This window comes from Kocuria carniphila (genome assembly GCF_004136555.1).
In the GTDB taxonomy this organism is placed as follows: domain Bacteria; phylum Actinomycetota; class Actinomycetes; order Actinomycetales; family Micrococcaceae; genus Kocuria; species Kocuria carniphila.
The window spans coordinates 125,513-150,630 of sequence record NZ_NOIT01000004.1 but is presented as its reverse complement, the minus strand read 5'-3'; the positions used below and the strand labels follow the sequence as shown (position 1 = coordinate 150,630).

Genomic DNA, 25,118 nt, shown 5'->3' with positions numbered 1-25,118 from the left:
GTTCAGTGACCTATGACACTAGCAGCGGGAAGTTCAGCGCACGGCTAAAGATGGCGACAGATGCTGACATGACGCGTGGCGCACAGCACAATGAAGACATGGCAACTACCGCATTTCAGGGAAACACCGTCCACACCTCCGGCGAACTGCCCGACGTGGGCACCACCGCACCCACCTTTGACCTGGTGGGTTCCGATCTCAGCCCCGTGACTTCCCAGGATTTCTCTGGCAAGCGCGTGGTCCTCAACATCTTCCCGTCGTTGGACACCGGCGTGTGCGCCCAGTCCGTGCGTGAGTTCAACAAGCGCGCGGCAGCACTCGACAACACCGCAGTGGTGTGCGTGTCCAAGGACCTTCCATTCGCTCACGATCGCTTCTGCAGCGCCGAGGGCATTGAGAACGTCACCACCGGTTCCGCATTCCGTTCCAGCTTCGGCGAGGACTACGGCCTGGTTCAGACCGACGGCCCGCTCGAAGGCCTGCTGGCTCGCGCCGTCGTGGTTCTCAACGAAAACGGTGAGGTGGTCTACACCCAGCTCGTTGACGAAATCACCGATGAGCCCGATTACGACGCCGCTGAGGACGTCTTGTCCTAAGCAGCCACCTCTAAGGGGCGGGGCCTTTCGGTCCCGCCCTTTTTTCGTGCCCGGTTCCTCGACGTGGTGAACCACGGCGAGAATGACGCCGCCGCACCGCCCCCGAAGAGGCGACGCGGCGGCGTCGTCGATCTGGAAATGCGCTACGCGATCAGGCGCTGAGCGAATCCACGATCTTGTTGAGCGTGGCCGAGGGGCGCATCACGTTGGAGGCCTTCTCGTCGCTGGGCCAGTAGTAGCCGCCGATGTCGGCCGGGGAACCCTGAACCTCGAGCAGCTCCTTCACGATGGTGTCCTCGTTGGAGCGCAGCTCCGAGGCGACCTTCTCGAAAGCCTTGGCCAACTCGGCGTCCTCGGTCTGCTTGGCCAGTTCCTCGGCCCAGAAGAGCGCGAGGTAGAAGTGCGAGCCGCGGTTGTCGAGCTCGCCGGCCTTACGGGACGGGGACTTGTTCTCGTTGAGGAACGTGCCCGTGGCGCGGTCCAGCGTGTCCGCCAGGACCTGAGCCTTGGGGTTGTCGTAACGAGTGGCCAAGTGCTCGAAGGATGCGGCCAGGGCCAGGAACTCACCCAGAGAATCCCAGCGCAAGTGGTTTTCCTCCACGAGCTGCTGCACGTGCTTGGGAGCGGAACCACCGGCACCGGTCTCGAACAGGCCACCGCCGTTCATCAACGGAACGATGGACAGCATCTTGGCGGAGGTGCCCAGTTCCAGGATCGGGAACAGATCGGTGAGGTAGTCACGCAGCACGTTGCCGGTCACGGAGATGGTGTCCTCGCCGCGTCGGATGCGCTCGATCGTGAACGTGGTGGCGTCCACGGGGGAGAGGATGCGGATGTCCAGACCGTCGGTGTCCTCGTCGGCCAGGTACTGGTTGACCTTTTCGATGAGGTTGCGGTCGTGGGCGCGGGACTCGTCCAACCAGAACACGGCCGGCATGCCGGACTCGCGCGAACGGCGAACGGCCAACTGGACCCAGTCCTTGATGGGAGCATCCTTGGCCTGGCACGCGCGCCAGATGTCACCGGGCTGAACCTCGTGGGACATCAGGACCTTGCCGGCCTGGTTGACGACCTGCACGGTGCCGGCCTTCTCGATCTCGAAGGTCTTGTCGTGCGAGCCGTACTCCTCGGCCTTCTGCGCCATGAGGCCCACGTTGGGAACGGTGCCCATGGTGGTGGGGTCGTAGGCGCCGTTGGCGCGGCAGTCCTCGATCACGGCCTGGTACACACCGGCGTAGGAGGAGTCCGGCAGCACTGCCAGGGTGTCCTCCTGCTGGCCTTCACGGCCCCACATCTTGCCGGAGGTGCGGATCATGGCGGGCATGGAAGCGTCCACGATCACGTCAGAAGGCACGTGCAGGTTGGTGATGCCCTTGTCCGAGTTCACGTACGCCAGCTCGGGGCCGTTGTTGATGCCCTCTTCGATGGCGGCCTTGATCTTGTCGCCGTCAGCCACGTTGGCCAGACCGGACAGGATGCCGCCCAGGCCGTCGTTGGGGGACAGCCCGGCCTGAGCCAGCTGATCGCCGTACTGGGCGAAGACCTCGGGGAAGAACGCCTTGACCACGTGGCCGAAGATGATGGGGTCAGAGACCTTCATCATGGTGGCCTTGAGGTGGGTCGAGAACAGCACGTCCTCTTCCTTGGCGCGGGCCACCTGGGCCTTGAGGAACTCGTCCAGAGCAGCGGCGCTCATGAAGGTGGAGTCGACCACTTCACCCTTGAGCACGGGCACGGATTCCTTGAGCACCTCGGTGCCCTGATCGGTGACCAGCTGAATCTTGAGGGTGTCATCGGCGGGCATGACCACGGACTGCTCGTTGGCGCGGAAGTCGTTCTGACCCATAGTCGCCACGTTGGTCTTGGAATCAGCGGACCATTCGCCCATGGAATGGGGGTGCTTCTTGGCGTAGTTCTTCACGGCCTTGGGAGCACGGCGGTCCGAGTTGCCCTCGCGCAGCACGGGGTTCACTGCGGAGCCCTTGACCTTGTCGTAGCGGGCGCGGGTGTCCTTGTCCTCATCCGTCACGGCCTCTTCCGGGTAATCCGGAATGTCGTAGCCGGCGGCCTGGAGCTCGGCGATGGCTGCCTTGAGCTGCGGGATGGACGCGGAAATGTTGGGAAGCTTCACGATGTTGGCTTCCGGGGTCTTGGCCAGCTCGCCCAGTTCGGTGAGGGCATCGGCCACGCGCTGCTCTTCGGTCAGGCGATCCGGGAACTGAGCGGCAATGCGGCCGGCCAGGGAAATGTCCCGGGTCTCCACCTCAACACCAGCGGTGGACGCGAAGGCCTCGACCACGGGCTTGAAGGAATAGGTGGCGAGCAGGGGCGCCTCATCCGTCTTGGTGTAGATGATCTTGGGCATGGGGCAATGACTCCTTGGTTTGACGGTCACTGGACTGCCCACCAGCCTACCCCGTGGTGGGGGCCACACCCGTTGAGTTTCATTCGTGGACCAGCACCGGATTGGAGCCGAATATCAGGCTTCCGGGTGCTCCAGATCCTCCTGTGCCTCCACGGCCAGAGCCAGTCCGGCACCGGAGTACAGGTTGATCACCGTGTTCACGCCCAGCTTCTCCAACTCGGCGACCTGATCCTCGTACTGTGCCACCGCGGCTACGCGGCCGGAGAAATCGGATTTGTGGAGTTCGTGCAGCGCGGACAGGTTGGCATCGTGGAACGGCATGGCGAGCACCGCGACTTTCACGTGGCCCGTTGCGGAGATCCGGTCCCACACGTCCGCGTCCGTGGCGTCCGCATTTTCGACATCGTAGCCACGCTCCCACAGGTGGTGCGCCCTCACGGGGTCGATCTCGAGCCCGACGACCTTGTGCGAGGTCGTTACCGTGAACTCGTCATAGGTGGCGGTACCCACCCGCCCCATGCCCAGGACCAGGACGTCCGCGCGAGTCAGATCCAGGGGACGGTCCTCGGGGTGCAGCTGATCCTCGGGTGCTTCCGGGACAGAGCGAAGCAGGGCGGTGGTGATCAGGCTGCCGCGACGGTTGAGCACCGTGGACACCACGAAGCTCAGGGCCACCGCACACGCGAGCATGACCAGCCAGTCGTCGTCGAGCTGCCCGGAGGCCACCGCCGTGGCGCCCACGATGAGAGCGAACTCGGAATAATTGGCCAGGGCGAGCGCCCCGCGGACTGCCGTGCGCCGTCGTAGCCCGCACAACGTGAGCACGGCGGCCATGATGGCGGACTGCAAGGGGATCAACAGGCACAGGATGACGGCCATGATGACCATTTCCAGGCTGGGCAACCCGTAGAAGCCGATGCTCACGAAGAACCCCACGAGCAACAGGTCTTTGACCGTGAGAATCGACTTGGCCAGGTCCCGGGCCAGGGGATGGGAGGCCAAGAGCACGCCCACCAGGAGAGCACCGAGATCACCCTTGAGTCCCGTGACGGTGAAGGCCCACCATCCCGGAACGAGCGCCATGACCACGCCGAACAAGGCCAGCAACTCGCCGTGACCCAACCGGGACCACAGCTTTCGTGCGAGCCGGGTCACGGGCCATAACAGTGCAAGCACCAGCAGTGCCCAAGGAGAGGGGAGGTGGCCGCTGGAAATGGTCAGATACAGCACCGCCGCGATGTCTTGAAGCACCAGGATGCCCACGGCGACTCGCCCATACAGCGAGTTCGACTCGCCGCGCTCGTCCAGGATCTTGACCACCAGAACGGTCGAGGAGAACGACAGTGCAAAGGCCACCAGCAGCACGGTGCCGAGAGTTTCGCCAGCCAGTTCCAGGCCCGCGAGCATCATGAGCCACAGGACCCCCGCGCTGGCCAGGGCACTGATGACCATGTGAATGCCACCGGCGGCCCACACCTCTTTACCCAAAAGAGTCCGGACGTCGAGTTTCAGCCCGATCCCGAACAAGAGCAGCGTGACACCGAGTTCGGACAGCAGCTCCAGTTCGTCCAGGCGCTCGACGCCCAGCCCGTTGAGCAGAAACCCTGCGGCCAAGAACCCGAGCAGGGGTGGCAGCCGAATCAGATGTGCGAACGCCCCCAGCCCCATGACCACCACCAGATAGACGGCCACGGTGGTCATGGCTCAGTCGACCTTGGTCAAGGGGCGGGCCGGGGGCGTCATGTCCGGTTACCGGCTGAGGGTGTCCTGGATTCGCGCGCGTTCCTTCTCGAGTTTGCGCACGCGGTGGCCCAGCGTGAACATGCGCACCGATCCCACGAGCGCCATGACCAGCGCACCCGCCACGGCGGAGAGCAGCATGGCCACACCGAGCGGCAAGCTGAACTGCCACGCCATGTATTCGAATCGTGTGGACACGTTGTTCTGGATGATGAAGATCAAAAGCAGGATCAGGATGATCACGCCCAGGATCAGCGCGGCCCACACGATGCCGGACACGCCGCGCTTCTTGGGCCCGTCCAGAGTGGGATCGGTCGCGCGCGCGGTGCGATTGTCGTGTTGGTCGCCGCGGGTCGTTTCCACCGACGACGACGCCGCGCGGTCGCGTTCCGCGCTGCGGTCTCCTGCGTTTTGTGGGCTCGAGTCGAAGGGTTCACCGGTCTCCGACGGATCACGCCGAGGCTGTACGGGGTCCTGCGGGTGCTGAGTCATGTCGATTCCTCCCGGTAGCAGTACTTGTTGTGACCAGCGTAGTCACAGGATGAGTCAAGAGAGACAGGAGCCGTGGTCAGAACGGATTTCGTCTCAATCAAGCCCCTCGTGTTTCGAGATTGTGACTAATGAGTAACGAATGAGGCGGATTTGTCGGACACGGACAACTAGTAGGCGTGTTCATGGTGAACGACCGGTAACCTAGATCTCACTTGTGAGGTGAAACACACTTCACGCTCAACTCATCCAATTCGCGGGTGGAAGCACACCGTGGTGCCCCACCGATCGTGACACCACACCAGGAGAGATACCGTCATGGGAAATTACACCTTTAAAGGCAAGGCAGCTGTCTCAGTCGCTGCCATTGCCGCACTGGCACTGTCAGGCTGCGCCAACGTTGGCGGCGGCGGAGAAGAAAACGGCGGGGGTGAAGGAGAAGGTCAAGAAGGCGGCGTGGTCACCGTTGCCGAGACCAACGCATTCACTGCAGTCAACAACGCCACGGCGGCGACCAACCTGGACATCAACGGCAAGATTGCGAACGCTACGCGCGAAGGCTTCATCTATGTGAACCCCGCGCAGGAAATTGTGCCCAATGAGGGCTTTGGCAGCTACGAGAAGACTTCCGACGATCCCTTGACCGTCGAGTACACACTGAACGATCCGGAGTGGTCCGACGGCAACGCCATCGACAAGGCCGACATCATCCTCTGGTGGTCGATCCTGTCCGGCTACCACAACGATGAGGACGCCGAGGCCGAAACGGGTACCAAGTACTTCAATATCGCAGGTTCCACGGACATCATGGGCAAAACCGACAAGCCCGAGTTCTCCGAGGACGGCAAGTCCTTCACCATTACCTACGAGGAACCTCAGTCCGACTGGGAAATCGCCTTTGACAACGATTACCTGCAGCCGGCCCACGTGGTTGCTGAGCAGGCGGGCATGACCGAGGACGAACTCCTCAAGACCCTGGAGGACTCGCCCGAAGGTAATCCTGAGGATCCGCAGGAACGTCCCGAACTCGAAGAGATCGGCAAGACCTGGGCCGAGGCCTTCCAGTTCTCGGACAAGCCGGAGGACGAGAGCCTGTTGGTCTCCAACGGCCCGTACAAGATCAACGACATCGTCGAGAACAACTCCGTGACCCTGGTCAAGAACGATAGCTACACCGGTGACAACGCTGGCAAGCTCGATGAAATCACGGTGCGCACCATTGGTGACGCAACCGCTCAGATCCAGGCGCTGCGCAACGGCGAAGTCGACATCATGGCCCCGGGCAACGTCAACAAGGACACCATCGATCAGGTGAACGAGTTGGACAACGTGGAAGTCATCCAGGGCGGCCAGCTTGCCTACGACCACCTGGACCTGAACTTCGGCGCGGACACCTTTGAGGATCAAGCAGTCCGAGAGGCATTCCTGAAGACCGTTCCGCGTCAGCAGATCGTCGATCAGCTCATCAAGCCGGTCAACGACGAGGCCTCCGTGCTGAACTCCCAGATGTGGGTCACCAGCCAGAAAGAGTACGGGAAGACCACCGAGGAGAACCAGGCAGAAGACCTCTACGGTGACGTCGATATCGACGGCGCCAAGGAACTGCTCGATGGCAAGACCCCGACCGTGCGAATTCTCTACAACAACGAGAACCCGCTGCGCGTGGATACTTTCCAGCTGATCAAGGAATCCGCAGAGCAGGCCGGCTTCAAGGTTGAGGACTTGGGTGACCCCAACTGGTCGGAGAAGCTCGCGGACGGTGACTACGATGCATCGCTGTTCGGCTGGGTCTCCCCGGGTGTGGGCACCGAAATGTTGTCCCAGATCTTCAAGACCGGCGGTGGCGGTAACTACACCAAGTACTCCAACCCCGAGGTGGACAAGCTCACCGACGAGGCTCGTTCCAACCTGGACAAGGACGCTCGAGATGAGCAGATTGTCCAGATCGACAAGCACACCTTCGAGGACGGCTACGGTCTGCCGCTGTTCCAGTCCCCGGGCTTCTTCGGAGTGTCCGACCAGATCGACGGTGTGACCGAATACCAGCCCAACCAGGACGGCGTGTTCTGGAACGTGTGGGAGTGGTCGCGTAAGTAAGGCGCACGAGCTCACTTGAAGGAGCTAACCGTCTAGCGTGCATGGCGTGTTGCGAGTCCGTGGGAAGTTGACGCGGTCTCGCAACACGCTGTCACCCTTACACCCTCACAAGGCAGCGACATGATTTCTTACATTCTTCGACGGCTCGTCACGGCCGTTTTCATTCTGCTGGGTGCCTCATTCATCGTTTACATGATGACGGCGGCATCGGGCGACCCGCTCTGGGATTTGTACGGACACCCCAACGCGGCCCAATTGATTCCTGCGCGAACCGAAGCCTTGAATCTCGATCAGCCACCCATTCTTCGCTACTTCACGTGGCTGGGTGGCGCACTGGGATGCCTCGCACCATTTACGGACACTTGCACTTTGGGCTTGAGCCGTGAGGGTATGGAAGTGACCCAGATGCTGGCCTTCGCCATGGGCCAGACCATCATGCTGGTGACCGCAGGAACCATCCTGGCCATCGTCATCGGTATCACGCTGGGCATCGTTTCAGCCCTTCGCCAGTACTCCGGACTGGACTACGGCATCACGTTCTTCACGTTCTTGTGCTTCTCACTGCCGAGCTTCTGGTTGGCGGTGCTACTCAAAGAAATTGTGGCGATTTCCTTCAACGACTTCTTACAAGACCCGGTCATGTCCCTAGCCAGCATCCTGGCTATCGGCGTGGTGGCCGGGTTGATCTGGTACCTCGTGTCCTTCGGGAAGCTGAAGACTCGCATCCTCATGGGGGTGCTGGGATTCCTGGTGACCTCGGGCATCGTGTACTTCGTGTTGGCGACCAACTGGTTGACGGCGCCGTTCCTGGGCATTCCCTTGATCGGTCTCACCGGTGTTCTCGTGGCCGTGATCACGACCATCCTTATTTCGGGGCTGCGTAATAAGCGCGCTCTCTATGCGGGTCTAGCAACCGTACTGGTGGGGCTCGCCCTTTATTTCCCGGTCCAGAGCTTCTTCCGAGGTGCAGGCCTGCTGACCGTGATCATCCTGTGCCTGGTCATGATCGCCATCGGTGCGGCCATCGGATTCTTTGCCGGTGGTTACGATCGAGGTCAGGGCATGCGCGTGGCCGGTATCACCGGGTTCTTCGTGGCGCTGCTCATCATCCTTGACCGCTTCATGCAGTCCTGGCCGAACTACTTGGACTCCGGCCACATCCGAGGGCGTCCGATCGCCACGGCCAGCGCTGCAACACCAGGTCTGACCGGTGATTTCTGGATCATGGGCATCGACCGGTTCACCCACCTGTTGCTGCCGACCATTGCCCTGACCTTGCTCGCACTGGCGTCTTACTCCCGTTACTCGCGGGCCTCCATGCTCGAGATTATGGGCCAGGACTACATCCGTACGGCCCGCGCGAAGGGCTTGTCCGAGCGCACCGTGGTCATGCGTCATGCCTTCCGTAACGCGCTGATCCCGTTGGCCACCCTGGTGGCCTACGACATCGGCGCTCTCATCGGTGGTGCGATCATCACTGAATCCGTCTTCGCGTTCACTGGTATGGGCCAGTTGTTCGTGCAATCTGTACGCAACGTGGACCCCAACCCCGTGATGGGTGTCTTCTTGGTCACGGGAATCGTGGCAATGGTCTTCAACCTCATTGCTGACCTCGTGTACTCCGTTCTCGACCCGCGTGTGAGGGTGAAAGCATGAGCCAGCCGCAGCAAATTGAAGTTCAAGAGGCCGAGAACCTTGGTCCCATGGGCGAGCCTCGCAACGACGTCCAGGGAAAGAGCCAGGGGCAGCTAGTCCGCCAGCGGTTCTTCGGCAACACAGGTGCGGTCGTTTCGCTGATCGTTCTCCTTTTCATCGTCCTGCTGGCGATCACATCCATTGGCATTGGACCCGTCCCGGGCTGGTGGAAGTGGGATCCTGACGCGACGGGAACCGTTGTCAATGGCGGCCGTCCCACACTGTCACTTCTGCCGCCGGGCCTGGGCGATCATCCCTTCGGCCAGGACAACCTGGGCCGTGACCTGTTCGCCATGACCATGCAGGGAACGCAATACTCCTTGATCGTGATGGTCGTGGTGGGTGTGATCGCTGGCATTCTGGGCACCGTGGTCGGTGGCCTCTCCGGTTACTTCCGCGGCTGGACCGAAGCTATCCTGATGCGCCTGACCGACGTGATCATCATCATCCCGCTGGTGATTCTGGCGGCGTTGCTGGGGCGAATGGCCATCTCCTTTGTGCGTTCCACCGGGTTACCCACGGTCGCCACGGTCATCGCCCTGGGCCTACTGATTGGTGCGGCATCATGGCCGCCGCTGGCCCGCCTGGTGCGCGGTGAGTTCCTGTCGCTGCGCGAGCGCGAGTTCGTCGACGCCGCCCGGCTCGCCGGCGCGTCCAGCGGCCGGATCATTTTCAAGCACATCCTGCCCAACACCGTGGGTGTGATCACCGTGAACATCACGCTGTTGATGTCCTCGGCGATTCTGCTGGAAACTGCGCTGTCCTATTTGGGGCTCGGTATTCAGGCCCCGGACTGGTCACTGGGCCGTCTCATCAGCGAGAACCAGACCGCATTCGCGACCCGCCCGTGGTTGTTCTGGTGGCCCGGCGTATTCATCGTGACCATCGCGTTGACCATCAACTTCATTGGTGACGGTCTGCGGGACGCGTTCGATCCTCGCCAGCGCAAGTTCAACCCCAAGAAGGCTCGTGAACGCGGCGAGCATCGCAACGAGCGCGGCGACGTGGATGCCGGCACCAACGCCAACATGCGCGGTGCCGTCAACCGGGCCACCCGATGAGTCAGACTTCGGCGGTCGCGTCGTGGGTGTCAGGCTGTGACGAACAGGGTGATACCCACGGCGGCCAGTGCCAAGGTCGCGGCGAGCGGCGCCGGAACGTAACGGACGCGCACGGGTTCCAGAGCGGCGTCGTCGCGAGTGAAGACGTCCAACTCACCCGTGTCGATCTTGCGCTGCCACAGCGTGCGGATGTCATTAGCTGCGGTACCCGAACGGGTACCGGCCAGGTCGCCGGTGCGCACGGCGCCTTCGGTGCGGGCCAGGGGATGGGCTCGCGTCACGCCCTGGGTGCCGGAGCGCAGTGCGGATCCGGGACCCGCAGCGGGCAGCGCGAAGCACGAGTGGGAACCGCCTTCGGTGACCACCGTGACCGTGAAGCGTGTGCGCACGTCGATGATCTGCGCCCACGGAATATCCACGCTGCGCAGCGGATTGATGATCCGCACGCCGAATCCGTGAATTTCCATGCGGGGGCGCCAGTACAGCGCGTATCCCAGCCCAGCCAGGGCGGCACCGCAGCACACGCTCGCCACGGTGAGCAGCGCGTTCTGGCCCCAACCCGTCACCGCCGCCACCACGCCCAGGATCACCAGAAAACCGGTGAGCCACGGGGCGGACGCGGCGCGATACACACGCGGGGGAGCAGCGGGGGAGTTCTGGTCGTGGGGCATGGCCCCCATGCTAAGCATCCCCACCTCGCAACCCACGCACACCACGTTTCAGACACGATGGAGCACACACGATGAGCACCTCGCACTCCGCCCCCGGCCATCCCGAGGGCACCCCCGACAACAACGGATCGGGTCAGCACGCAGCCTCCGGTGGCTCGCCCTGGCGGGACGACGCCGCTCGCCAACCCGGTCGCCACAGCGCACCTCGGGGCGGCAACGAGCGCCCGGGAGTCAGCGAACCCCGAGGCGCCGAATCAGCCCTCGGCAGCAAGGAAGCCATGGGACGTGACGACAACCAGGCTCGGCGTGATCGTCGTTCCCTGCGGAGCGGTTTCGGCAAGCGCAGGGACCGGTTAGCTGCGGGCTCCGGTGCTCAGGACGCCACCACCGAACGCTCGTCCCGCGGCTCGCGGAGCCAACGCCGCGTGGTGCGCGGTGAACCGGTCCTGGTGGTGGACGGGCTCTCCGTGGACTTTGGCGTGGATAAGGAATGGGTCCCGGCCGCAATCGACATGAACTACCAGGTGGCCGCCGGTGAGGTGCTGGCCATCGTGGGCGAATCGGGTTCGGGCAAGTCTGCGAGTTCCATGTCGATCCTGGGACTGCTGCCCTCCAACGCACGGGTCAACGGTTCGGCCAAGCTGGCCGGTGAGGAACTCATCGGACTGCAGGGGGCCGCTCTGCGCCGCGTGCGCGGTGAAGAAATCGCCGTGATCTTCCAGGAACCCATGACGGCCCTCAACCCGGTCTACACCGTGGGCCAGCAGATCGTGGAAACGATCCGGCTCCACCGGGACATGTCGCCAGCCCAGGCCGCCGAACGCGCCAAGGAAATGCTGACCATGGTGGAACTTCCGGATCCAGAAAAGGCGTTCCGTTCCTACCCGCACCAGTTGTCCGGTGGTCAGCGTCAGCGCGCCATGATTGCGCAGTCGCTGTCGTGTGATCCCAAGCTGTTGATCGCCGATGAGCCCACCACCGCTCTGGACGTCACGGTGCAGGCAGAAATCCTGGACCTGATCCGCAACCTCAAGGACAAACTGGATTCTGCCGTCATCCTGATCACCCACGACATGGGCGTGGTGGCCGACCTGGCGGATCGGATTGCGGTGATGAAGAAGGGCCGGATCGTCGAACAGGGGCCCGCCGAGCAGATCTTTTCCAGCCCCGAACACCCCTACACCAAGACCCTGCTGGAGTCGGTCCCTCACCTGGGTGAAGGCAGCGAGACCGGTGAGTCTGTTGACATGGTGGCCGTGCTGGAATGTGAGGTTGAGGCGGAGGAACGCGAGGCGGCGTCGTCGTCGACCGACCGGGACGCTGCGACGGCCAACGACGTCGCGGCAGGAACCGCAGGATCGACCGCGGCGACTGCCTCCGACCGTCCCACGCTGCCCACGGATGCGGCGCGCACCCCGCGGCACATGGAACCCAGTGACGACACCGCTGCGCTGCGTGTGACCGAGCCCGTGCTGCAGCTCAAGGACGTGGCGATCGAGTACCCCAAGCAAGGCCGTAACCCGGCGTTCCGCGCAGTGGAGGACGTGAGTCTGACCGTGGCCGCGGGTGAAGTGCTGGGCCTGGTAGGTGAGTCCGGTTCGGGTAAGACGACCATCGGTCGTGCGGCCGTGGGACTGTTGCCCGTGGTGGAGGGATCGTTGATCGTGGACGGCCGTGAACTCAGCGGCGCCTCGCGCAGGGAACTTAACGGAGTGCGCAAGGACGTGGGCATGGTGTTCCAGGACCCGTCGTCATCGCTGAACCCGCGACTGCCGATCGGCGAATCCATTGGTGAGCCCATGTTCCTGGCGGGAATGGCCAAGGGGCAGGAGCTGCAGAACCGGATCGAGCAGCTGCTGGACCAGGTGCGATTGCCGCGCAACTACCGCAACCGTTACCCGCACGAACTCTCGGGTGGTCAGAAGCAGCGCGTGGGTATTGCCCGTGCACTGTCGCTGAAGCCCAAGCTGCTGGTTGCGGACGAACCGACCTCGGCGTTGGACGTGTCCGTGCAGGCCACGGTGCTGGACCTGTTCGAGGAATTGCAGGCAGAGATGGGTTTCGCGTGCTTGTTCGTGACGCACGACCTCGCGGTGATCGACCGGCTCGCGGACCGGATCGTGGTCATGCAGCATGGCCGGATCGTGGAGCAGGGCCAGCGCGAAGTGGTGTTGCGCAGCCCCGAGCAGGATTACACCAAGCGGCTGCTCGCGGCCGTGCCGGTGCCCGATCCGGATACCCAACGCGCACGCCGCGAGCTGCGTCAGCAGATGAAACTGGGCGCGTCCTAAGGGGTATCACTGGCAGCGGCTCAGGGACGTATTTGGACGAAATCGGTATGTGTCACTCACGGTCATGTGTGCCGGGTGTCACAGCAAACTTACTAGGGTGGAGACATGATTAATCCCGCACGCCTGACCTCAGACCTTTCCCGCTTGCGTCGTGAAACCGACATGTTCCTGGCGACCATTGAGTCCCTGGCCGACCGCGAGATGACCGAACCCACCCTGTGCGAGGGCTGGGATCGTGCGCATGTGATCGCTCACATTGCGTCGAACGGTAACGCGCTGGTCAAGCTCATCGACTGGGCCGTGACCGGCGAACCCGCCGAGCTCTACGCGTCTCCGGAAGCTCGTGAGCAGGAGATCGACGAACTGGCAGCTCTTCCCAAGGAAGAGCTCATCCAAAAAGTTCGTGACAGCGCGGACTACTTCGAAGAGCAGTGCGAACGCCTCAAGGGTGAGATCAAGACCGAGGAACTGGACCTGCACGGCAAGCCCGTTCCTGCCACATCCATCCCAGCCGTTCGCGTGGCGGAGGTCGTTGTGCACCACCACGACCTGGACACCACCTGGACCATCGAGGAAGCGGACCCGGATTCGCTGCTCAACGCCGTGGAGGCCGCTGTTCGCACCATGCGCGCCAAGAACGCACCGGGCATGACCCTGCGCACCGAGGAGCGCGACGAATGGGTCATCGGTGACGGCGGCCAGGAGATCACCTCTGACCGCGAAGGCATGCTGGCCTGGTTGGCTCGCGGCGACGACGAGCACATCGAGTCTCAGGGCGAACTGCCCGAGCTGCCCAAGTGGTAAGCCTTTGAGTCGCTGTTGACTCACAGAAAACCGCCGCCGTGCACTGTTGCACGGCGGCGGTTTTTCGTGGGGCGCTACCTCAGTCGCGCACGTCGAACAGCCACGGATCCCAGCGGCGATCGGTGTGCGGATCACCGAAGTTCACGAACGTCTTGCCCTTGGATTCCACGACCTTGTACTCCTGGACCACTTCAAGGCTCAAGCGCTCGCGGTGTTCCACCTCGACGATCACGGCTCGGGCACCGGAGCGGTCGGGCAGGGTCGCGGGGTAGGCCAGCGCGGCCACCAGCAGATTGGAGGCCTTGGCGGAGGTCATGGCGCGCAGTTCTTCCAGAACGTCATCAGGGTGCCGCTCTGCGGTCTCGGCCGGATCCAGGGAGTTCAACTCGAACTCGCCGTCCTTGGCCCCGGTCACCACGAACACGGGGAAGGCGCCGAACTGCAGCACCTGATCCTCCACGACCGTCTGAACGTGAGTCAGCGCAGTGTCCACGGCCTCAACGGCGCTGTCGGAAACCCACTGACGCCATGCGTTGTCGTGGTCCACCTGGGCCTTGGCGGCTTCCGACCGGGACAGGCGAGGCTTCTTGGAGGGGCCACCGGAGTGACGTTTGGGCGGGCGGGCGGAGGACTGAGCCACGAGTGGGGACCCCTTAGTGAGATAGGTGAAAGTCGAGCGTTCTGAGTCAAGCCTAGGCGCTCGCTAGACTGGATCGGAATCACTAGCGAATACCAGGAGCATGCATGTCTGCGATTAATCGCGAGCAGGTGGCCCACCTGGCCGAGCTCGCGCACATCGAGATGACCGAGGAAGAGCTCGCGCGCGTTGCGGGCGAACTCGATCTCATCGTCTCGTCCGTGGCCTCGGTCAGCCAAGCCGCCGGACCTGACGTTCCTGCAACCAGCCACCCGCTGCCGTTGCAGAACGTTTTCCGTGAGGACGTGGTGGGGGAGACCCTCACCCAGGAAGAGGCCCTCTCCAACGCACCGGACAGCCAGGACGGCAAGTTCCGCGTGCCCGCAATTCTGGATGGGGAGTGAGCATGAGCGAACGCATCGTAGAACTGTCCGCCGCCGATCTTGCGGCCAAGCTGGCCTCCGGGGACGTCTCGTCCGTTGACGCGGTCAACGCTCACTTCGAGCAGATCGACGCCACCGAGGGCCAGGCTGTGGACTCGGCCGACCCCCACAAGGGCACCGACGGTCTCAACGCTTTCCTGCACCGCAACCGCGAGGAAGCACTGCAGGTTGCGCAGGACGTCGACCAGGCCCGCGCCAACGGTGAGCAGCTGCACGAGCTGGCCGGCGTGCCGATCGCGGTCAAGGACCTGATCGTCACCAAGGGTCAGCCCACCACCGCGGCATCCCGGATGCTCGAGGGCTGGATGAGCCCGTATGACGGCACCGTGACCAAAAAGCTGCGCGCCGCCAAGATGCCCATTCTGGGCAAGACCAACCTGGACGAGTTCGCCATGGGCTCATCCACGGAGCACTCTGCGTACGGCCCCACGCGTAACCCGTGGGATCTCAACCGCATCCCGGGTGGTTCCGGTGGCGGTTCCGCCGCTGCGGTCTCCGCGTTCCAGGCGCCCCTGGCCCTCGGCACGGACACCGGCGGTTCCATCCGCCAGCCCGCCGCGGTCACCGGCACCGTGGGCGTCAAGCCCACCTACGGTTCGGTTTCCCGTTACGGTGTGATCGCCATGGCATCCTCGCTGGATCAGGTGGGCCCGTGCTCGCGTACCGTGCTGGACTCGGCCCTGTTGCACGAGGTCGTTGCGGGTCACGATCCGCAGGACTCCACCTCCCTGAACGACCCCGTGGGTTCGTTCGCCGCGGCCGCCCGTCAGGGCGCCGAGGACGGTGGGCTCAAGGGCCTGCGCGTGGGCGTGGTCAAGCAGCTCACCGGCGACGGATTCCAGACCGGCGTGCAGCAGCGCTTCAACGAGGCGGTAGAGCTGTTGCAGTCCGCCGGTGCCGAGGTCGTGGAGGTCGAGACCCCCAACTTCGAGTACGCGTTGGGTGCCTACTACCTGATCATGTCCTCCGAGGTCTCATCCAACCTCGCCAAGTACGACGGCGTTCGGTTCGGGCTGCGCGTGGTCCCGGAGGGTAACCCCACGATCGAGCGCGTCATGGGTGCTTCCCGTGCGGCCGGTTTCGGTGACGAGGTCAAGCGCCGCATCATCCTGGGTACCTACGCCTTGTCCGCCGGCTACTACGATGCCTACTACGGTTCGGCCCAGCAGGTGCGCACCCTGGTGCAGCGCGACTTCAACGCGGCATTCGAGAAGGTGGACGTGCTGATTTCGCCCACCGCTCCCACCACCGCCTTCAAGATCGGCGGCGTGGACGAGTCCGCGGACCCCATGCAGATGTATCTCAACGACATCGCCACCATCCCCACCAACCTGGCGGGTATTCCGGCCATCTCGCTTCCGGGCGGATTGGCTCCGGAGGACGGCCTGCCCGTGGGCATCCAGTTCATGGCTCCGGCTCGCGAGGACGCGCGCGTCTACCGCGCCGGCGCGGGCCTGGAGCGGCTGCTCAACGAGAAGTGGGGCGGTCCCGTGTGGTCGTCTCGCGGCGACGTCGCCACTACCGTTCGTGACTTTGCGGCCGGTGCCGCGCTGGGAGGCAAATAATGAGCGAGGACGTCCTGTCCTTCGAAGAGGCCATGGAGCGCTTCGATCCCGTGCTGGGTTTCGAGGTGCACGTGGAGTTGAACACCAACACCAAGATGTTCGACGCCGCCCCCAACACCTTTGGCGATGAGCCCAACACCAACATCACCCCGGTGTCCCTGGGGCTGCCCGGTGTGCTGCCCGTGGTCAACGGCAAGGCCGTGGAATCCGCGATCAAGTTGGGTCTGGCGCTGAACTGCTCCATCGCGGAGAAGTGCCACTTCGCGCGGAAGAACTACTTCTACCCGGATACGCCCAAGAACTTCCAGACCTCGCAGTACGACGAGCCGATCGCCTTTGACGGTCAGCTGGAACTCGAGCTCGAGGACGGCACGCCGTTCACCATCGAGATCGAGCGGGCGCACATGGAGGAGGACGCCGGCAAGCTCACCCACGTGGGTGGCGCGACCGGCCGCATTCAGGGTGCTGCGTACTCGTTGGTGGACTACAACCGTTCCGGCGTGCCGCTCATCGAGATCGTGACCAAGCCCATCGTGGGCGCCGGTTCGCGCGCTCCCGAGCTGGCTCGTGTGTACGTGGCGGCCATTCGCGAGATCGTGAAGAACCTGGGTATCTCCGACGCCCGCATGGAGCGCGGCAACGTGCGTTGCGACGCCAACGTCTCCCTGATGCCCAAGGGCACCACCGAGTTCGGGACGCGCTCGGAGACCAAGAACGTGAACTCGCTGCGCGCCGTCGAACGCGCCGTGCGTTTCGAGATCCAGCGCCACGCCGCCGTGCTGTCTGCGGGCGAGAAGATCGTTCAGGAAACCCGTCACTGGCACGAGGACACCCGGTCCACCACGTCCGGTCGCCCCAAGTCGGACGCCGACGACTACCGCTACTTCCCCGAGCCGGACTTGGTTCCCGTGGTCACCACGGAAGCGTGGATCGAGGAACTGCGGGCTCAGCTGCCCGAGCCGCCGGCCCAGCGCCGTAAGCGTCTCAAGGCCGAGTGGGGTTACTCGGACGAAGAGTTCCGGGACGTCGTCAACGCCGGCGTCATGGACGAGATCGAGCAGACCATCGCGACAGGCGCTTCTCCGGCCGTGGCTCGTAAGTGGTGGATGGGCGAGATCGCCCGTCTGGCCAAGCAGGCTGAGGTCGAGATCGTTGATCTGCCCGTGACCCCGGCCCACGTGGTCGAGGTCAACGCTCTCATCGACGAAGGCAAGATCAACGACAAGCTGGCCAAGAAGGTCATTGGTTTCGTGGTCGAGGGCGAGGGTTCCCCGTCCGAGATCGTCGAAGCCCGGGGTCTTGCGGTCGTCTCCGACGACGGCGCTCTCACGGCTGCCGTCGACGACGCCATGGCCCAAATGCCGGACGTGGTCGAGAAGATCAAGGGCGGCAAGGTTCAGGCCGTTGGTGCGCTCATCGGTCCGGTCATGAAGGCCACCCGCGGCCAGGCAGACGCCGGCCGCGTCCGCCAGATCATCCTGGAGAAGCTGGGCGTGCAGGGCTAGCTTCCGCTGCCGCCGGTGTGGTTACGCCGGGCGAATCTGAAGTGAGGGTCGTGCAGATTCCGAGTCAGGAATCTGCACGACCCTCACTTCACGTCTGAGTCCTAATTCTCCGCGGGGACGTCCTCGCTGACGAGCCACTCGCGCAGGCCGTTGTCGATTGCCGAGGGGGTGTTGACGATCCGGGCGATGCGCTCGCGGTTCTGCGCGTCTTGTGCTTGCGAGCGGCAGATTCCGTTCGGCGAGTCCGACGCCGCCGAGCACCACGCGTACTGACCACCCTGGGTGTTCGAGCTGGGCGCCCAGGACAGGTCGCTGACATCCCAGCTGCCGTCCGCCGCCTTGGCGAACTGGAACCGCGCGATCAACCCATCATTGTTGACGGGCATCATGGGCGCGGTCTCGGTGACGGTGTTGCCCACGCCGTACACGATCCAGGTGCCGTTGTGGTTCTCAATGGGCTGCACACTGTGAGAGCCGTGCCCGTAGATGGCGTCGAATGCGCCGGAGTCCGCCAGCGCATGGCCGGTCCGGACCTGGAAGTCGTCGGCCGTGTCCGTGTATTCCTCGGCGGAATGGATGGCGGCCACTACGACATCTGCACCTAGCTCGCGGGCCTTTTCGGCCTGACTCGCGGCGCGGTCGATGTCCGCCTGGGCAACCTCCGGATCGACGGTGGGGTCTTTGCCGTCCCGGAAGCGGTCAACCTGCCACTCGTGTTCGGCTTCTTTCTTATTGACGCTGTTGGTGCCGGTCACGATGGCCACGGTGCCGGCTTCGGTGTGAATGCGAAGGGGTTCTTCGGAGGCAGCCTCGGAATCGTAGGAGCCGGTGTGCTGCAGACCAGCTTCGTCCAGGGCGGCCAATGTGCGGTTGATCCCTTCAGCGCCATGGTCCAGTGTGTGATTGCTCGCGGTGGTGCACGCGTCATACCCCACCGACTTCACCGCGGTGAGGATCTCGGGCGGTACCTGGAAGTCCGGATAGTCCGCGTACGGCCCGCCTTTCTCCGCCACGGGAGTCTCGGCATGGCAGACTCCGATGTCCGAGTTCTCCAGGTAGGGGCGTTGCCCGGCGAGCAGTGGTTCGAAATTGAAATTCTGACCGTCATGGGCGGCTGGGTCTGTGGCAAAGTTGCTCCACAAACCCTCGTGAAGCAGCAGATCTCCGGTCACGGCCATGGTCATGCAACTGTCCTTGGGGCACTCAGGCCTGGCTGCAGCGGGGGAGAGCACGGGGGAGGCTGCCGCACCCTCAGCGGATTCAGAGGGCGCCGGTGTGGGACCAGAAGGTTCGGGGTTATCTGCACATCCAGCGAGGCTCCCTACCGTGAGCACGGCCGCGGCAGCTACGGTCAGAATCCGGTGGCGGTGAGAGTTCGGCAAGCCCATGGGTTCGATGATTTCACAGTCAAAACATGAGGCGGATCACATTGAGAACGTGTTCGGACTCAATCGGCCAGATTTAAGTCATTAAATCCTGACTTAATTCATGAGATGCTCTTCACACGAAGCAAGCCAAAGGTTAGGCTTTCCTAAGTTTCGGAAGTCACACAGAGAGCGAGGAAGCCATGGTCGAGCAGACGATTGGTGGCCAGTCTCAAGGTTTGAGCACCCATGATCGAGCAGTGTCCCTGGCACATCGGATGCTTGCGGGGGCGGGACGTGCGGCACTGGTCGCCTACGCGCTCGAAGGCCAGCCCACGCTTGACTCTCTGGCTCACGGCATGACCGCCAGCGGGGACCTCATGGTGGCGACCACCGTGTTCTCCGGCTCCGATGATGCGGTCCTTCTCAATCCCGGCACGCGCATGGATGTCCGGATGGACATCACCAAGCTCTCACCCGAACCCCGCGTGGAAATCCTCACGGCCAGCGCACACATGCTCGGTCAGTTGGAATGGTTGGATCCCGAGCGAGCCACTGATGTCCTCGAGTATGAAGAAGTTCCGGAGATGGTCAAGGCCGTGGCTCAGTCTCCCTTCGGCATGCTCGGCATTGTCCGGGTCTCGCGCGTTCTGCTGCACGACGGCGTGGGTGCCACGGCCATTCCGTTCGCGCACCTGGTCGAGCGGCATGACGACGTCGCTCTGGCCGGCTTGGGTGACATCGAGACCGTTGGTCTGGATGTTGCGTCCAGCCTGGATTCCGTTGATCTTGCCTCGCTGTGCGATGCCGTCAGCAACGGCTGGGTCGAAGCGCGTGTCTTGAGTGAGAAGCCCTCTGCCGGAGGTTGCTCCCACACCAAGAACCGCGAGTTCGTGGTGGATGTCGATGTGACAGGATTGACGGTCATACGCAACGGTGCCGAGCGCACTCATGTGTTCTTCGTGCCCTTCGACCGCGAGTCCGTGGTGGAGTGTGGTGGTCTCCTGGCCCGAGTGGAGTCCCTGTTCGGGGCTCGGGTGGGCGCCGCCGAATAATCGACCCGGAGTCACCCTCAATCTGGGGAGTAATCGCCCAGGCAAGCTGGCCCGTCAGAACCTAAAAACCGTGCCCGTGCGTTCATGAAGAACGCACGGGCACGGTTGTGTCCGGAAGCGAGTGATTACTCGGCTTCGTAGGACGCGCAGTTAGCGGTGTCGCCGGTCATCTCGATGGAGGACGCGGTGCACAGCAGGTCGGTGTTGTGCTTGCACTCGAGGCGCTGGCACGCGCCAACCTGGCCGTTGGCGGTGGGCAAGCCTCCGCGAGCGTCCAGGGAAATGAAAGTGGTGCAGGATGCGGTGGAGCCGCTGCCGCCCACGGTGATGGCGGGCGCGGAGCAGCCGTTGTCGTTGTATGCGCACGCGGTGGCGGCGCAAGCGGAGACGGCGGTCAAAGTAGCCATGATCTGTTCCTCTCAGGCGGTTCGTATTTATAAAGATACGAGCGAAAATCCCGCCTTACAAGTAAGTTGAACCTTAGGTCAAACCACTCTGACTTAATTAAACTTGATTAAATTAGCGAAGTCCAATGTTCTCTAATTGCCTACCAAGGGGAGCCTTGCCTTGCTGTGACGGGCATCTCGCGGGTCTGCGGTCCGTGAAGAGTGTTTCGTAATTGGGTAGACGATAAATCACCCATGCATTAGCTAGTGCGATTCAGGGCATCCGCTTGAAATGCACATTAATCACACATGACACCAATTGAAATGAATAACTACTAACGCGAGTGAACCCGGTTTCTACCTGCGGTACTCGCTGCCGTCCGGGGCTCGCGTGATGTACCCGGTGTCCACGCAGTGCCGGCGAATCAGGGCCGGATCATCGCTGAACCTCTCAATCCGGTCATTGAGCTCTCGCTCTTCGACGCGCTCGTCAGTTGCCAAACACCGATCCATGATCCAGCGGATCAGTCCGTCTTTGTCGGCGGCCTTGGACGGCCAGCGGGCCACTCGGCCATGTTCGAGGAACCGCTCGTAACCCTTCGGGGTGCCGCTGGCACCCTCGGCGAGAAGTTCACGGAACGCCTCGGTGGGGGACCAGGCGCCGTCGGCGTCGTCGATCAAACCCACCCGTTGCAGGTTCTGGAGTGCCCGCGATTGCTTAGCGGTGGATGTCCCGGGAATTTGATCGAGAACGACCCGGGCGTACATGGCACGGGTGTCCGGGTTCGCCAGGGCTGCGAAGATTTGACGGGTGTCCATGGAGTCATAGTCGCACGTTGATCCGATCAACACGCGACGGTCTCCAGTTGTCCAGTCCTCAGGGTCTAGCTGCTGTTTCTCGGATGAAACCAAGCAGCACTGCCGCGAGTGTGGCGGGCTGGTCCTCCGGGATAAGCGTTCCGCTGTCGAAAATGGTCACCAGTCGACCCCGGGGTAGGAGGTCGGCAAGCTGCTGTCCATGACCTAAGGGCATCATGGCGTCTTTCCCCGCCCAAACTACGAGTGCCGGCTTGTCGAAGGTACGCAAGGCGTGACCCCAGGACAGGAGGGTGGCTGATGATGGGGTGCCAGCCGCAAACTTACGCAAGTCTCGCCGGATCTTTCGATTCTGTAAGGCCGGAGTGAACCACTCGTCCAATACACGGTCGGGGATTCGAGTGTGAGATACGGCCCCCCATGCGTGAGATCCGCTCGTCGCGTCCGAGCGCGACGACGAATTGAGGGCCACCCCAGTCGTTCATCACCAATGTGACATCTTGCAGCTCAAGGGCCTCGAGGAAATCGGCAAGGATATTCGCCTGCCCCAATTGCGAAAGATCGGCGTCAAGGTTCATAGCGTTTTTGTGGGCACCCAGTGGGAGAGCCGGCATGATGCAGCGAACACCCCCGAGGAGCGGCACCACTTTGCGCCATTGCAGGTGATCCATGGGGAACCCGTGCGTCAGGACCATTACCGGGCCAGGGCCACCGGTGTCCACGTAGTTGATGGTGCCCGCGGGTAACACAACGGAACGGTGCCGTCCGGTTGAGGCTGTCTGGGGCTGCGTGTCCGCACCTTCGTCAGCGGAGTGTTCACTCGGGACGTCGCGAATCAATTCGATGACGGCGGTCACCGTCGGCTCCGGACCGCTGGTGAGGACTGCTCCGGCGCGTCGGAGCGCCGCGATCGCGGGTTCGTTTCCCGCTGTGGTGTGAGCGATGATTCTTTGCGCGCCCGTGCCGATCGCTCGCTCGATAATGAGCGAGAAGACGCCATGGCTCAGGTCGCGGCCACGGGCGGATCTCGCGAGCCAGATGCCACACTCCACTTCTACGGGAGACAGCGACTCCAGTCGGATCGCACCGCTTACACGTCCGTTGACACGCACGGCCTCCGTGAGTTGGTGACCATTCACCAGACCCGGTCGGTTCCTCCGATGGAAATCACGGAGCCAAGTGACACGTGCCTCTCCCCAACCCGGTTCGAGTGGCGGGGTCACATCATTAGGATCGGTGTCCGCAACGGCAACAGCCACCAGCTCTTCCAGGACGGATTCGTCAACTGGTACCAGTTCAAGTTCGGGAAGCATGAGGACCTTCGGGTAGCTCAACCGAGGCCGGTGCTCGACGTGTTCCGGCCAGGATCAGGCCGGAACCAGCCAGCAAGAGGAGGTCTTGGCCCACGCCAGGGCCCGCAACCACGGTCCCGACCACAACCCAGGCTCCGAGGGCCCAGGGGATGAATCGTGGAGGTGGGATACCACGGCGGTTCAACCACAACACGGTAAGGCCGAGGAGCACCATTGGGGGCCCAAAACTGTTGATGGACAGCCAGTAGGCACTCATCGCTGGGCTCATGCTGGCGAGTTCTTCATTCCACAGTTGACCACTGAACCATGTTCCGGCGTGACGCGCGGCACCCTCGGCGGTGAGCGCGCCCACCGTATGAGCGGTACCGTACAGCACAATCAGACGGCCGCCCCAGGTGACCAACCGGTTTCTCGAAGTGTGTGGCGCGCCCATTGGGCGCTTCTTATCGGCGCGTGAAGTAGGGCGGGTTAAGACTGAGCTGGCAGTGATTCCACCTCTGATCTGATGGCCGACCGAAGAACTCTTAGTGGAACTGGTGTGCTGATCTCGGAGCAGCCATGCGCGTTCCCATTTCCGGGTCAGCGCAGGATATATGACGGCGTACCTGAAGGGTTTGATTGCGGCCATGTAGACCCGCCCCAGCAGGCCGTGCGGTTTCACCAGTGCGGCCATCCGCAATTCGTAGTCACCTGAGCCAGCCTGCACCCAACCCAAATGACAGAGGTGGTGGACGGTTCGATTGGCCATTTCGAGAACGCACTCGTTACTCGTCTCGTACACCATGGTGAATGGGGTGTCGGGCCAGGGGGAATCGATAGGGTCCTGGCGCAGGTCAGGGGGAAGCCGGTCGCGCAATGAATCCACGCGCCGCCCGACCCCCTGCTCGGGGTTGTCCCAACCAAAGAGACCCCCCAACTTCCAGCGCACGGCGAACAGCAGCCGAACTACCCGGGGGTCGACATTGCGGTCGCTCTCGTTTTGCAACGCTTCCAACATGGCGGGGAAATCATCCGGCCTAGCTCCCGGTGTCCGGTAGGACCACACGTCTTCTACACGGAAGTCAGGCGCTATTTCATGGATCCGCCAAGGACGAACGGAGTGGTCGGATTTGGAGAGTTTCATCGGTCTCACATCTTTCCCGGTGCGGGGAACGCCTCTTGCGCAACAGAATACCATACCGTATGGTATGGAACCATACTCCAGCTATTCCGAATCAGCCGGATCTGAGCACGAGGATGAAGGGTGCGTCACATGAAATCTCGACAGGACTGGTTGGAAGCCGGACTGGACATTCTGGGCGGTCAGGGTCTTCCGGGGCTGAGGATCGAAGCGTTGTGCTCTGCTGTCGGCGCCACGCGGGGTTCCTTCTACCACCACTTCGTAGACATGCCCGGATACCGAGTGGCCTTGTTGGAGGAGTTCGAACTGAGGTGGACCTCGCGGTTGATTGACCACGCGGAATCTATCGCAAGTCAAGGCCCAGCGAGTCAATTACAAGTGTTGTCGGATGATGTGGTCGACAGTCTCTCTCCCCGCGAGGCGATTATCGAAAGAAATGTGCGTGCCTGGGCGACGCAAGACGCTGATGCCGCCACAATCTGGGCGCGCATCGACGCGCGCAGGTTGGCCTACCTCACTGACCTGTTGCGCGGTCTTGGATACGACCAAACAGAATCCGAACGGGGCGCGCGACACCTAGCCCTGTTGGTGATCGGCGCCAATCTCATGAGTCCACCGAGTAGCCCATCGGAGTTGCGTGAAGTTTTCCAGCCTCTGATCGAGAATTTGTTAGCAGGTGCATCACAATGACCAATTGTCCGAAACGCATTTCGCCGCTGCGCAGTGCGGGGGTATGGACCATGGTGCTGGGGTCGGTTCATATCGCCACGACAGGGATGTTCTACCCTGCCTCTGTGCGCAGCATCATCAAAGCCGGGGTCGTTTCTTCGGTCGATGCAGACCCTGCACTGGCTGAACGTCGTGGAGTCGGTTTCTGGTACTTCACGTCTGGCCTACTGCTGATCGGCCTGGGAGCTACGGTTAGGGAGCGAGAAAGGGCTCATGGCCGCCCACCGCGTAGCACCGCAGCCATTCTGGGGTTGACCGGTCTCTGGGGCATTACGCTCTCGCCCGCCTCTGGTTTCTGGCTGTTCTTGCCGATTGCCTGGCTTGCACACACGGCCCGACGTCGCGCTTCACAATGATTGATCGCGAACAAAGGACA

At 62.8% G+C, this 25,118-nt stretch carries 23 protein-coding genes; 12 read left to right on the top strand and 11 right to left on the bottom strand.

Going from position 1 to position 25,118, the window contains the following annotated elements; all coding sequences use genetic code 11:
• The first annotated feature begins 98 nt into the window (after positions 1-98).
• Positions 99-596 carry a thiol peroxidase gene (tpx, locus tag EWV37_RS04215; protein WP_095797481.1) on the top strand — a complete coding sequence of 166 codons (498 nt, stop codon included), beginning with the start codon at positions 99-101 and terminating at the stop codon, positions 594-596.
• 151 nt (positions 597-747) lie between these two features.
• Here tpx and EWV37_RS04210 read toward each other — a convergent pair whose 3' ends face one another.
• The 3 genes from EWV37_RS04210 to EWV37_RS04200 form a co-directional block, all read right to left on the bottom strand.
• Positions 748-2,961, bottom strand: coding sequence for an NADP-dependent isocitrate dehydrogenase (locus EWV37_RS04210; protein ID WP_129700003.1), 2,214 nt, complete (start codon positions 2,959-2,961; stop codon positions 748-750).
• Positions 2,962-3,075: 114 nt separating this feature from the next.
• Entirely contained in the window at positions 3,076-4,662 is a 1,587-nt protein-coding gene (locus tag EWV37_RS04205) for a cation:proton antiporter family protein (protein WP_129700001.1), read from the bottom strand.
• 48 nt (positions 4,663-4,710) lie between these two features.
• Positions 4,711-5,193 (bottom strand): LapA family protein, encoded by a 483-nt coding sequence (locus EWV37_RS04200; RefSeq protein WP_129699999.1) that lies wholly within the window; start codon positions 5,191-5,193, stop codon positions 4,711-4,713.
• Between the two features lie 315 nt (positions 5,194-5,508).
• Here EWV37_RS04200 and EWV37_RS04195 point away from each other — a divergent pair, with 315 nt between their 5' ends.
• The 3 genes from EWV37_RS04195 to EWV37_RS04185 all read left to right on the top strand — a co-directional run bounded on the left by EWV37_RS04195 (position 5,509) and on the right by EWV37_RS04185 (position 10,043).
• Complete coding sequence (locus EWV37_RS04195; RefSeq protein ID WP_129699997.1) at positions 5,509-7,287, top strand: ABC transporter family substrate-binding protein; 1,779 nt, start codon at positions 5,509-5,511, stop codon at positions 7,285-7,287.
• A 120-nt stretch (positions 7,288-7,407) separates the two neighbouring features.
• The gene (locus tag EWV37_RS04190) at positions 7,408-8,943 is read left to right on the top strand and encodes an ABC transporter permease subunit (RefSeq protein ID WP_016997107.1); all 1,536 of its coding nucleotides are present in this window, start codon (positions 7,408-7,410) and stop codon (positions 8,941-8,943) included.
• Positions 8,940-10,043, top strand: a complete 1,104-nt coding sequence (locus EWV37_RS04185; RefSeq protein ID WP_129699995.1) for an ABC transporter permease — start codon at positions 8,940-8,942, stop codon at positions 10,041-10,043. Before EWV37_RS04190 ends, EWV37_RS04185 begins: the two co-directional genes overlap by 4 nt.
• Positions 10,044-10,072: 29 nt before the next feature.
• Here EWV37_RS04185 and EWV37_RS04180 read toward each other — a convergent pair whose 3' ends face one another.
• The gene (locus EWV37_RS04180; protein ID WP_095797579.1) at positions 10,073-10,714 is read right to left on the bottom strand and encodes a PH domain-containing protein; all 642 of its coding nucleotides are present in this window, start codon (positions 10,712-10,714) and stop codon (positions 10,073-10,075) included.
• Positions 10,715-10,785: 71 nt separating this feature from the next.
• Here EWV37_RS04180 and EWV37_RS04175 point away from each other — a divergent pair, with 71 nt between their 5' ends.
• Both EWV37_RS04175 and EWV37_RS04170 read left to right on the top strand, forming a co-directional pair.
• Complete coding sequence (locus EWV37_RS04175) at positions 10,786-13,005, top strand: ABC transporter ATP-binding protein (RefSeq protein ID WP_238663057.1); 2,220 nt, start codon at positions 10,786-10,788, stop codon at positions 13,003-13,005.
• Between the two features lie 105 nt (positions 13,006-13,110).
• Positions 13,111-13,809 (top strand): maleylpyruvate isomerase family mycothiol-dependent enzyme, encoded by a 699-nt coding sequence (locus tag EWV37_RS04170; RefSeq protein ID WP_095797475.1) that lies wholly within the window; start codon positions 13,111-13,113, stop codon positions 13,807-13,809.
• 79 nt (positions 13,810-13,888) lie between these two features.
• Here the strand turns inward: EWV37_RS04170 and EWV37_RS04165 are convergent, their stop codons facing one another.
• On the bottom strand, positions 13,889-14,449 hold the full coding sequence (locus EWV37_RS04165) for a hypothetical protein (RefSeq protein WP_238663056.1): 561 nt from the start codon (positions 14,447-14,449) through the stop codon (positions 13,889-13,891).
• A gap of 104 nt (positions 14,450-14,553) precedes the next feature.
• Here EWV37_RS04165 and gatC point away from each other — a divergent pair, with 104 nt between their 5' ends.
• The 3 genes from gatC to gatB are packed head-to-tail and all read left to right on the top strand — an operon-like array spanning position 14,554 to position 17,959.
• On the top strand, positions 14,554-14,850 hold the full coding sequence (gene gatC, locus EWV37_RS04160) for an Asp-tRNA(Asn)/Glu-tRNA(Gln) amidotransferase subunit GatC (protein ID WP_095797474.1): 297 nt from the start codon (positions 14,554-14,556) through the stop codon (positions 14,848-14,850).
• Between the two features lie 2 nt (positions 14,851-14,852).
• A complete protein-coding gene (gene gatA / locus EWV37_RS04155; protein WP_165189228.1) occupies positions 14,853-16,454 on the top strand; it encodes an Asp-tRNA(Asn)/Glu-tRNA(Gln) amidotransferase subunit GatA in 1,602 nt (533 codons plus the stop codon).
• Positions 16,454-17,959 carry an Asp-tRNA(Asn)/Glu-tRNA(Gln) amidotransferase subunit GatB gene (gene gatB / locus EWV37_RS04150; protein WP_095797472.1) on the top strand — a complete coding sequence of 502 codons (1,506 nt, stop codon included), beginning with the start codon at positions 16,454-16,456 and terminating at the stop codon, positions 17,957-17,959. Before gatA ends, gatB begins: the two co-directional genes overlap by 1 nt.
• Positions 17,960-18,060: 101 nt before the next feature.
• Here gatB and EWV37_RS04145 read toward each other — a convergent pair whose 3' ends face one another.
• Entirely contained in the window at positions 18,061-19,143 is a 1,083-nt protein-coding gene (locus EWV37_RS04145; protein WP_238663055.1) for a CapA family protein, read from the bottom strand.
• 383 nt (positions 19,144-19,526) lie between these two features.
• Between EWV37_RS04145 and EWV37_RS04140 the strand changes: the two genes are divergently transcribed.
• A complete protein-coding gene (locus EWV37_RS04140; RefSeq protein ID WP_129699991.1) occupies positions 19,527-20,378 on the top strand; it encodes a hypothetical protein in 852 nt (283 codons plus the stop codon).
• A gap of 125 nt (positions 20,379-20,503) precedes the next feature.
• Here the strand turns inward: EWV37_RS04140 and EWV37_RS04135 are convergent, their stop codons facing one another.
• The 5 genes from EWV37_RS04135 to EWV37_RS15545 all read right to left on the bottom strand — a co-directional run bounded on the left by EWV37_RS04135 (position 20,504) and on the right by EWV37_RS15545 (position 24,016).
• A complete protein-coding gene (locus EWV37_RS04135; RefSeq protein ID WP_016997581.1) occupies positions 20,504-20,785 on the bottom strand; it encodes a DUF1540 domain-containing protein in 282 nt (93 codons plus the stop codon).
• Between the two features lie 336 nt (positions 20,786-21,121).
• Complete coding sequence (locus tag EWV37_RS04130) at positions 21,122-21,583, bottom strand: DUF2087 domain-containing protein (protein WP_129699989.1); 462 nt, start codon at positions 21,581-21,583, stop codon at positions 21,122-21,124.
• 58 nt (positions 21,584-21,641) lie between these two features.
• On the bottom strand, positions 21,642-21,911 hold the full coding sequence (locus tag EWV37_RS15840) for an alpha/beta fold hydrolase (protein WP_380098496.1): 270 nt from the start codon (positions 21,909-21,911) through the stop codon (positions 21,642-21,644).
• Positions 21,904-22,893, bottom strand: coding sequence for a GNAT family N-acetyltransferase (locus EWV37_RS15550; RefSeq protein ID WP_202976181.1), 990 nt, complete (start codon positions 22,891-22,893; stop codon positions 21,904-21,906). The genes EWV37_RS15840 and EWV37_RS15550 overlap by 8 nt, the downstream gene beginning before the upstream one ends.
• Positions 22,877-24,016 (bottom strand): DUF2867 domain-containing protein, encoded by a 1,140-nt coding sequence (locus EWV37_RS15545; protein WP_202976180.1) that lies wholly within the window; start codon positions 24,014-24,016, stop codon positions 22,877-22,879. Before EWV37_RS15545 ends, EWV37_RS15550 begins: the two co-directional genes overlap by 17 nt.
• A 129-nt stretch (positions 24,017-24,145) precedes the next feature.
• Here EWV37_RS15545 and EWV37_RS04110 point away from each other — a divergent pair, with 129 nt between their 5' ends.
• Complete coding sequence (locus tag EWV37_RS04110) at positions 24,146-24,703, top strand: TetR/AcrR family transcriptional regulator (RefSeq protein ID WP_129699987.1); 558 nt, start codon at positions 24,146-24,148, stop codon at positions 24,701-24,703.
• Positions 24,700-25,098 (top strand): DUF6463 family protein, encoded by a 399-nt coding sequence (locus tag EWV37_RS15835; protein WP_368629068.1) that lies wholly within the window; start codon positions 24,700-24,702, stop codon positions 25,096-25,098. Before EWV37_RS04110 ends, EWV37_RS15835 begins: the two co-directional genes overlap by 4 nt.
• Positions 25,099-25,118 lie beyond the last annotated feature (20 nt).

What these genes read in the sequence shown, in the direction of transcription:
- tpx (WP_095797481.1), top strand. Translation starts at nt 99, where the DNA reads ATGGCAACTACCGCATTTCAGGGAAACACCGTCCACACCTCCGGCGAA.
- EWV37_RS04210 (WP_129700003.1), bottom strand. Translation starts at nt 2,961, where the DNA reads ATGCCCAAGATCATCTACACCAAGACGGATGAGGCGCCCCTGCTCGCC.
- EWV37_RS04205 (WP_129700001.1), bottom strand. Translation starts at nt 4,662, where the DNA reads ATGACCACCGTGGCCGTCTATCTGGTGGTGGTCATGGGGCTGGGGGCG.
- EWV37_RS04200 (WP_129699999.1), bottom strand. Translation starts at nt 5,193, where the DNA reads ATGACTCAGCACCCGCAGGACCCCGTACAGCCTCGGCGTGATCCGTCG.
- EWV37_RS04195 (WP_129699997.1), top strand. Translation starts at nt 5,509, where the DNA reads ATGGGAAATTACACCTTTAAAGGCAAGGCAGCTGTCTCAGTCGCTGCC.
- EWV37_RS04190 (WP_016997107.1), top strand. Translation starts at nt 7,408, where the DNA reads ATGATTTCTTACATTCTTCGACGGCTCGTCACGGCCGTTTTCATTCTG.
- EWV37_RS04185 (WP_129699995.1), top strand. Translation starts at nt 8,940, where the DNA reads ATGAGCCAGCCGCAGCAAATTGAAGTTCAAGAGGCCGAGAACCTTGGT.
- EWV37_RS04180 (WP_095797579.1), bottom strand. Translation starts at nt 10,714, where the DNA reads ATGCCCCACGACCAGAACTCCCCCGCTGCTCCCCCGCGTGTGTATCGC.
- EWV37_RS04175 (WP_238663057.1), top strand. Translation starts at nt 10,786, where the DNA reads ATGAGCACCTCGCACTCCGCCCCCGGCCATCCCGAGGGCACCCCCGAC.
- EWV37_RS04170 (WP_095797475.1), top strand. Translation starts at nt 13,111, where the DNA reads ATGATTAATCCCGCACGCCTGACCTCAGACCTTTCCCGCTTGCGTCGT.
- gatC (WP_095797474.1), top strand. Translation starts at nt 14,554, where the DNA reads ATGTCTGCGATTAATCGCGAGCAGGTGGCCCACCTGGCCGAGCTCGCG.
- gatA (WP_165189228.1), top strand. Translation starts at nt 14,853, where the DNA reads ATGAGCGAACGCATCGTAGAACTGTCCGCCGCCGATCTTGCGGCCAAG.
- gatB (WP_095797472.1), top strand. Translation starts at nt 16,454, where the DNA reads ATGAGCGAGGACGTCCTGTCCTTCGAAGAGGCCATGGAGCGCTTCGAT.
- EWV37_RS04145 (WP_238663055.1), bottom strand. Translation starts at nt 19,143, where the DNA reads ATGACCATGGCCGTGACCGGAGATCTGCTGCTTCACGAGGGTTTGTGG.
- EWV37_RS04140 (WP_129699991.1), top strand. Translation starts at nt 19,527, where the DNA reads ATGGTCGAGCAGACGATTGGTGGCCAGTCTCAAGGTTTGAGCACCCAT.
- EWV37_RS04135 (WP_016997581.1), bottom strand. Translation starts at nt 20,785, where the DNA reads ATGGCTACTTTGACCGCCGTCTCCGCTTGCGCCGCCACCGCGTGCGCA.
- EWV37_RS04130 (WP_129699989.1), bottom strand. Translation starts at nt 21,583, where the DNA reads ATGGACACCCGTCAAATCTTCGCAGCCCTGGCGAACCCGGACACCCGT.
- EWV37_RS15550 (WP_202976181.1), bottom strand. Translation starts at nt 22,893, where the DNA reads ATGCTTCCCGAACTTGAACTGGTACCAGTTGACGAATCCGTCCTGGAA.
- EWV37_RS15545 (WP_202976180.1), bottom strand. Translation starts at nt 24,016, where the DNA reads ATGAAACTCTCCAAATCCGACCACTCCGTTCGTCCTTGGCGGATCCAT.
- EWV37_RS04110 (WP_129699987.1), top strand. Translation starts at nt 24,146, where the DNA reads ATGAAATCTCGACAGGACTGGTTGGAAGCCGGACTGGACATTCTGGGC.
- EWV37_RS15835 (WP_368629068.1), top strand. Translation starts at nt 24,700, where the DNA reads ATGACCAATTGTCCGAAACGCATTTCGCCGCTGCGCAGTGCGGGGGTA.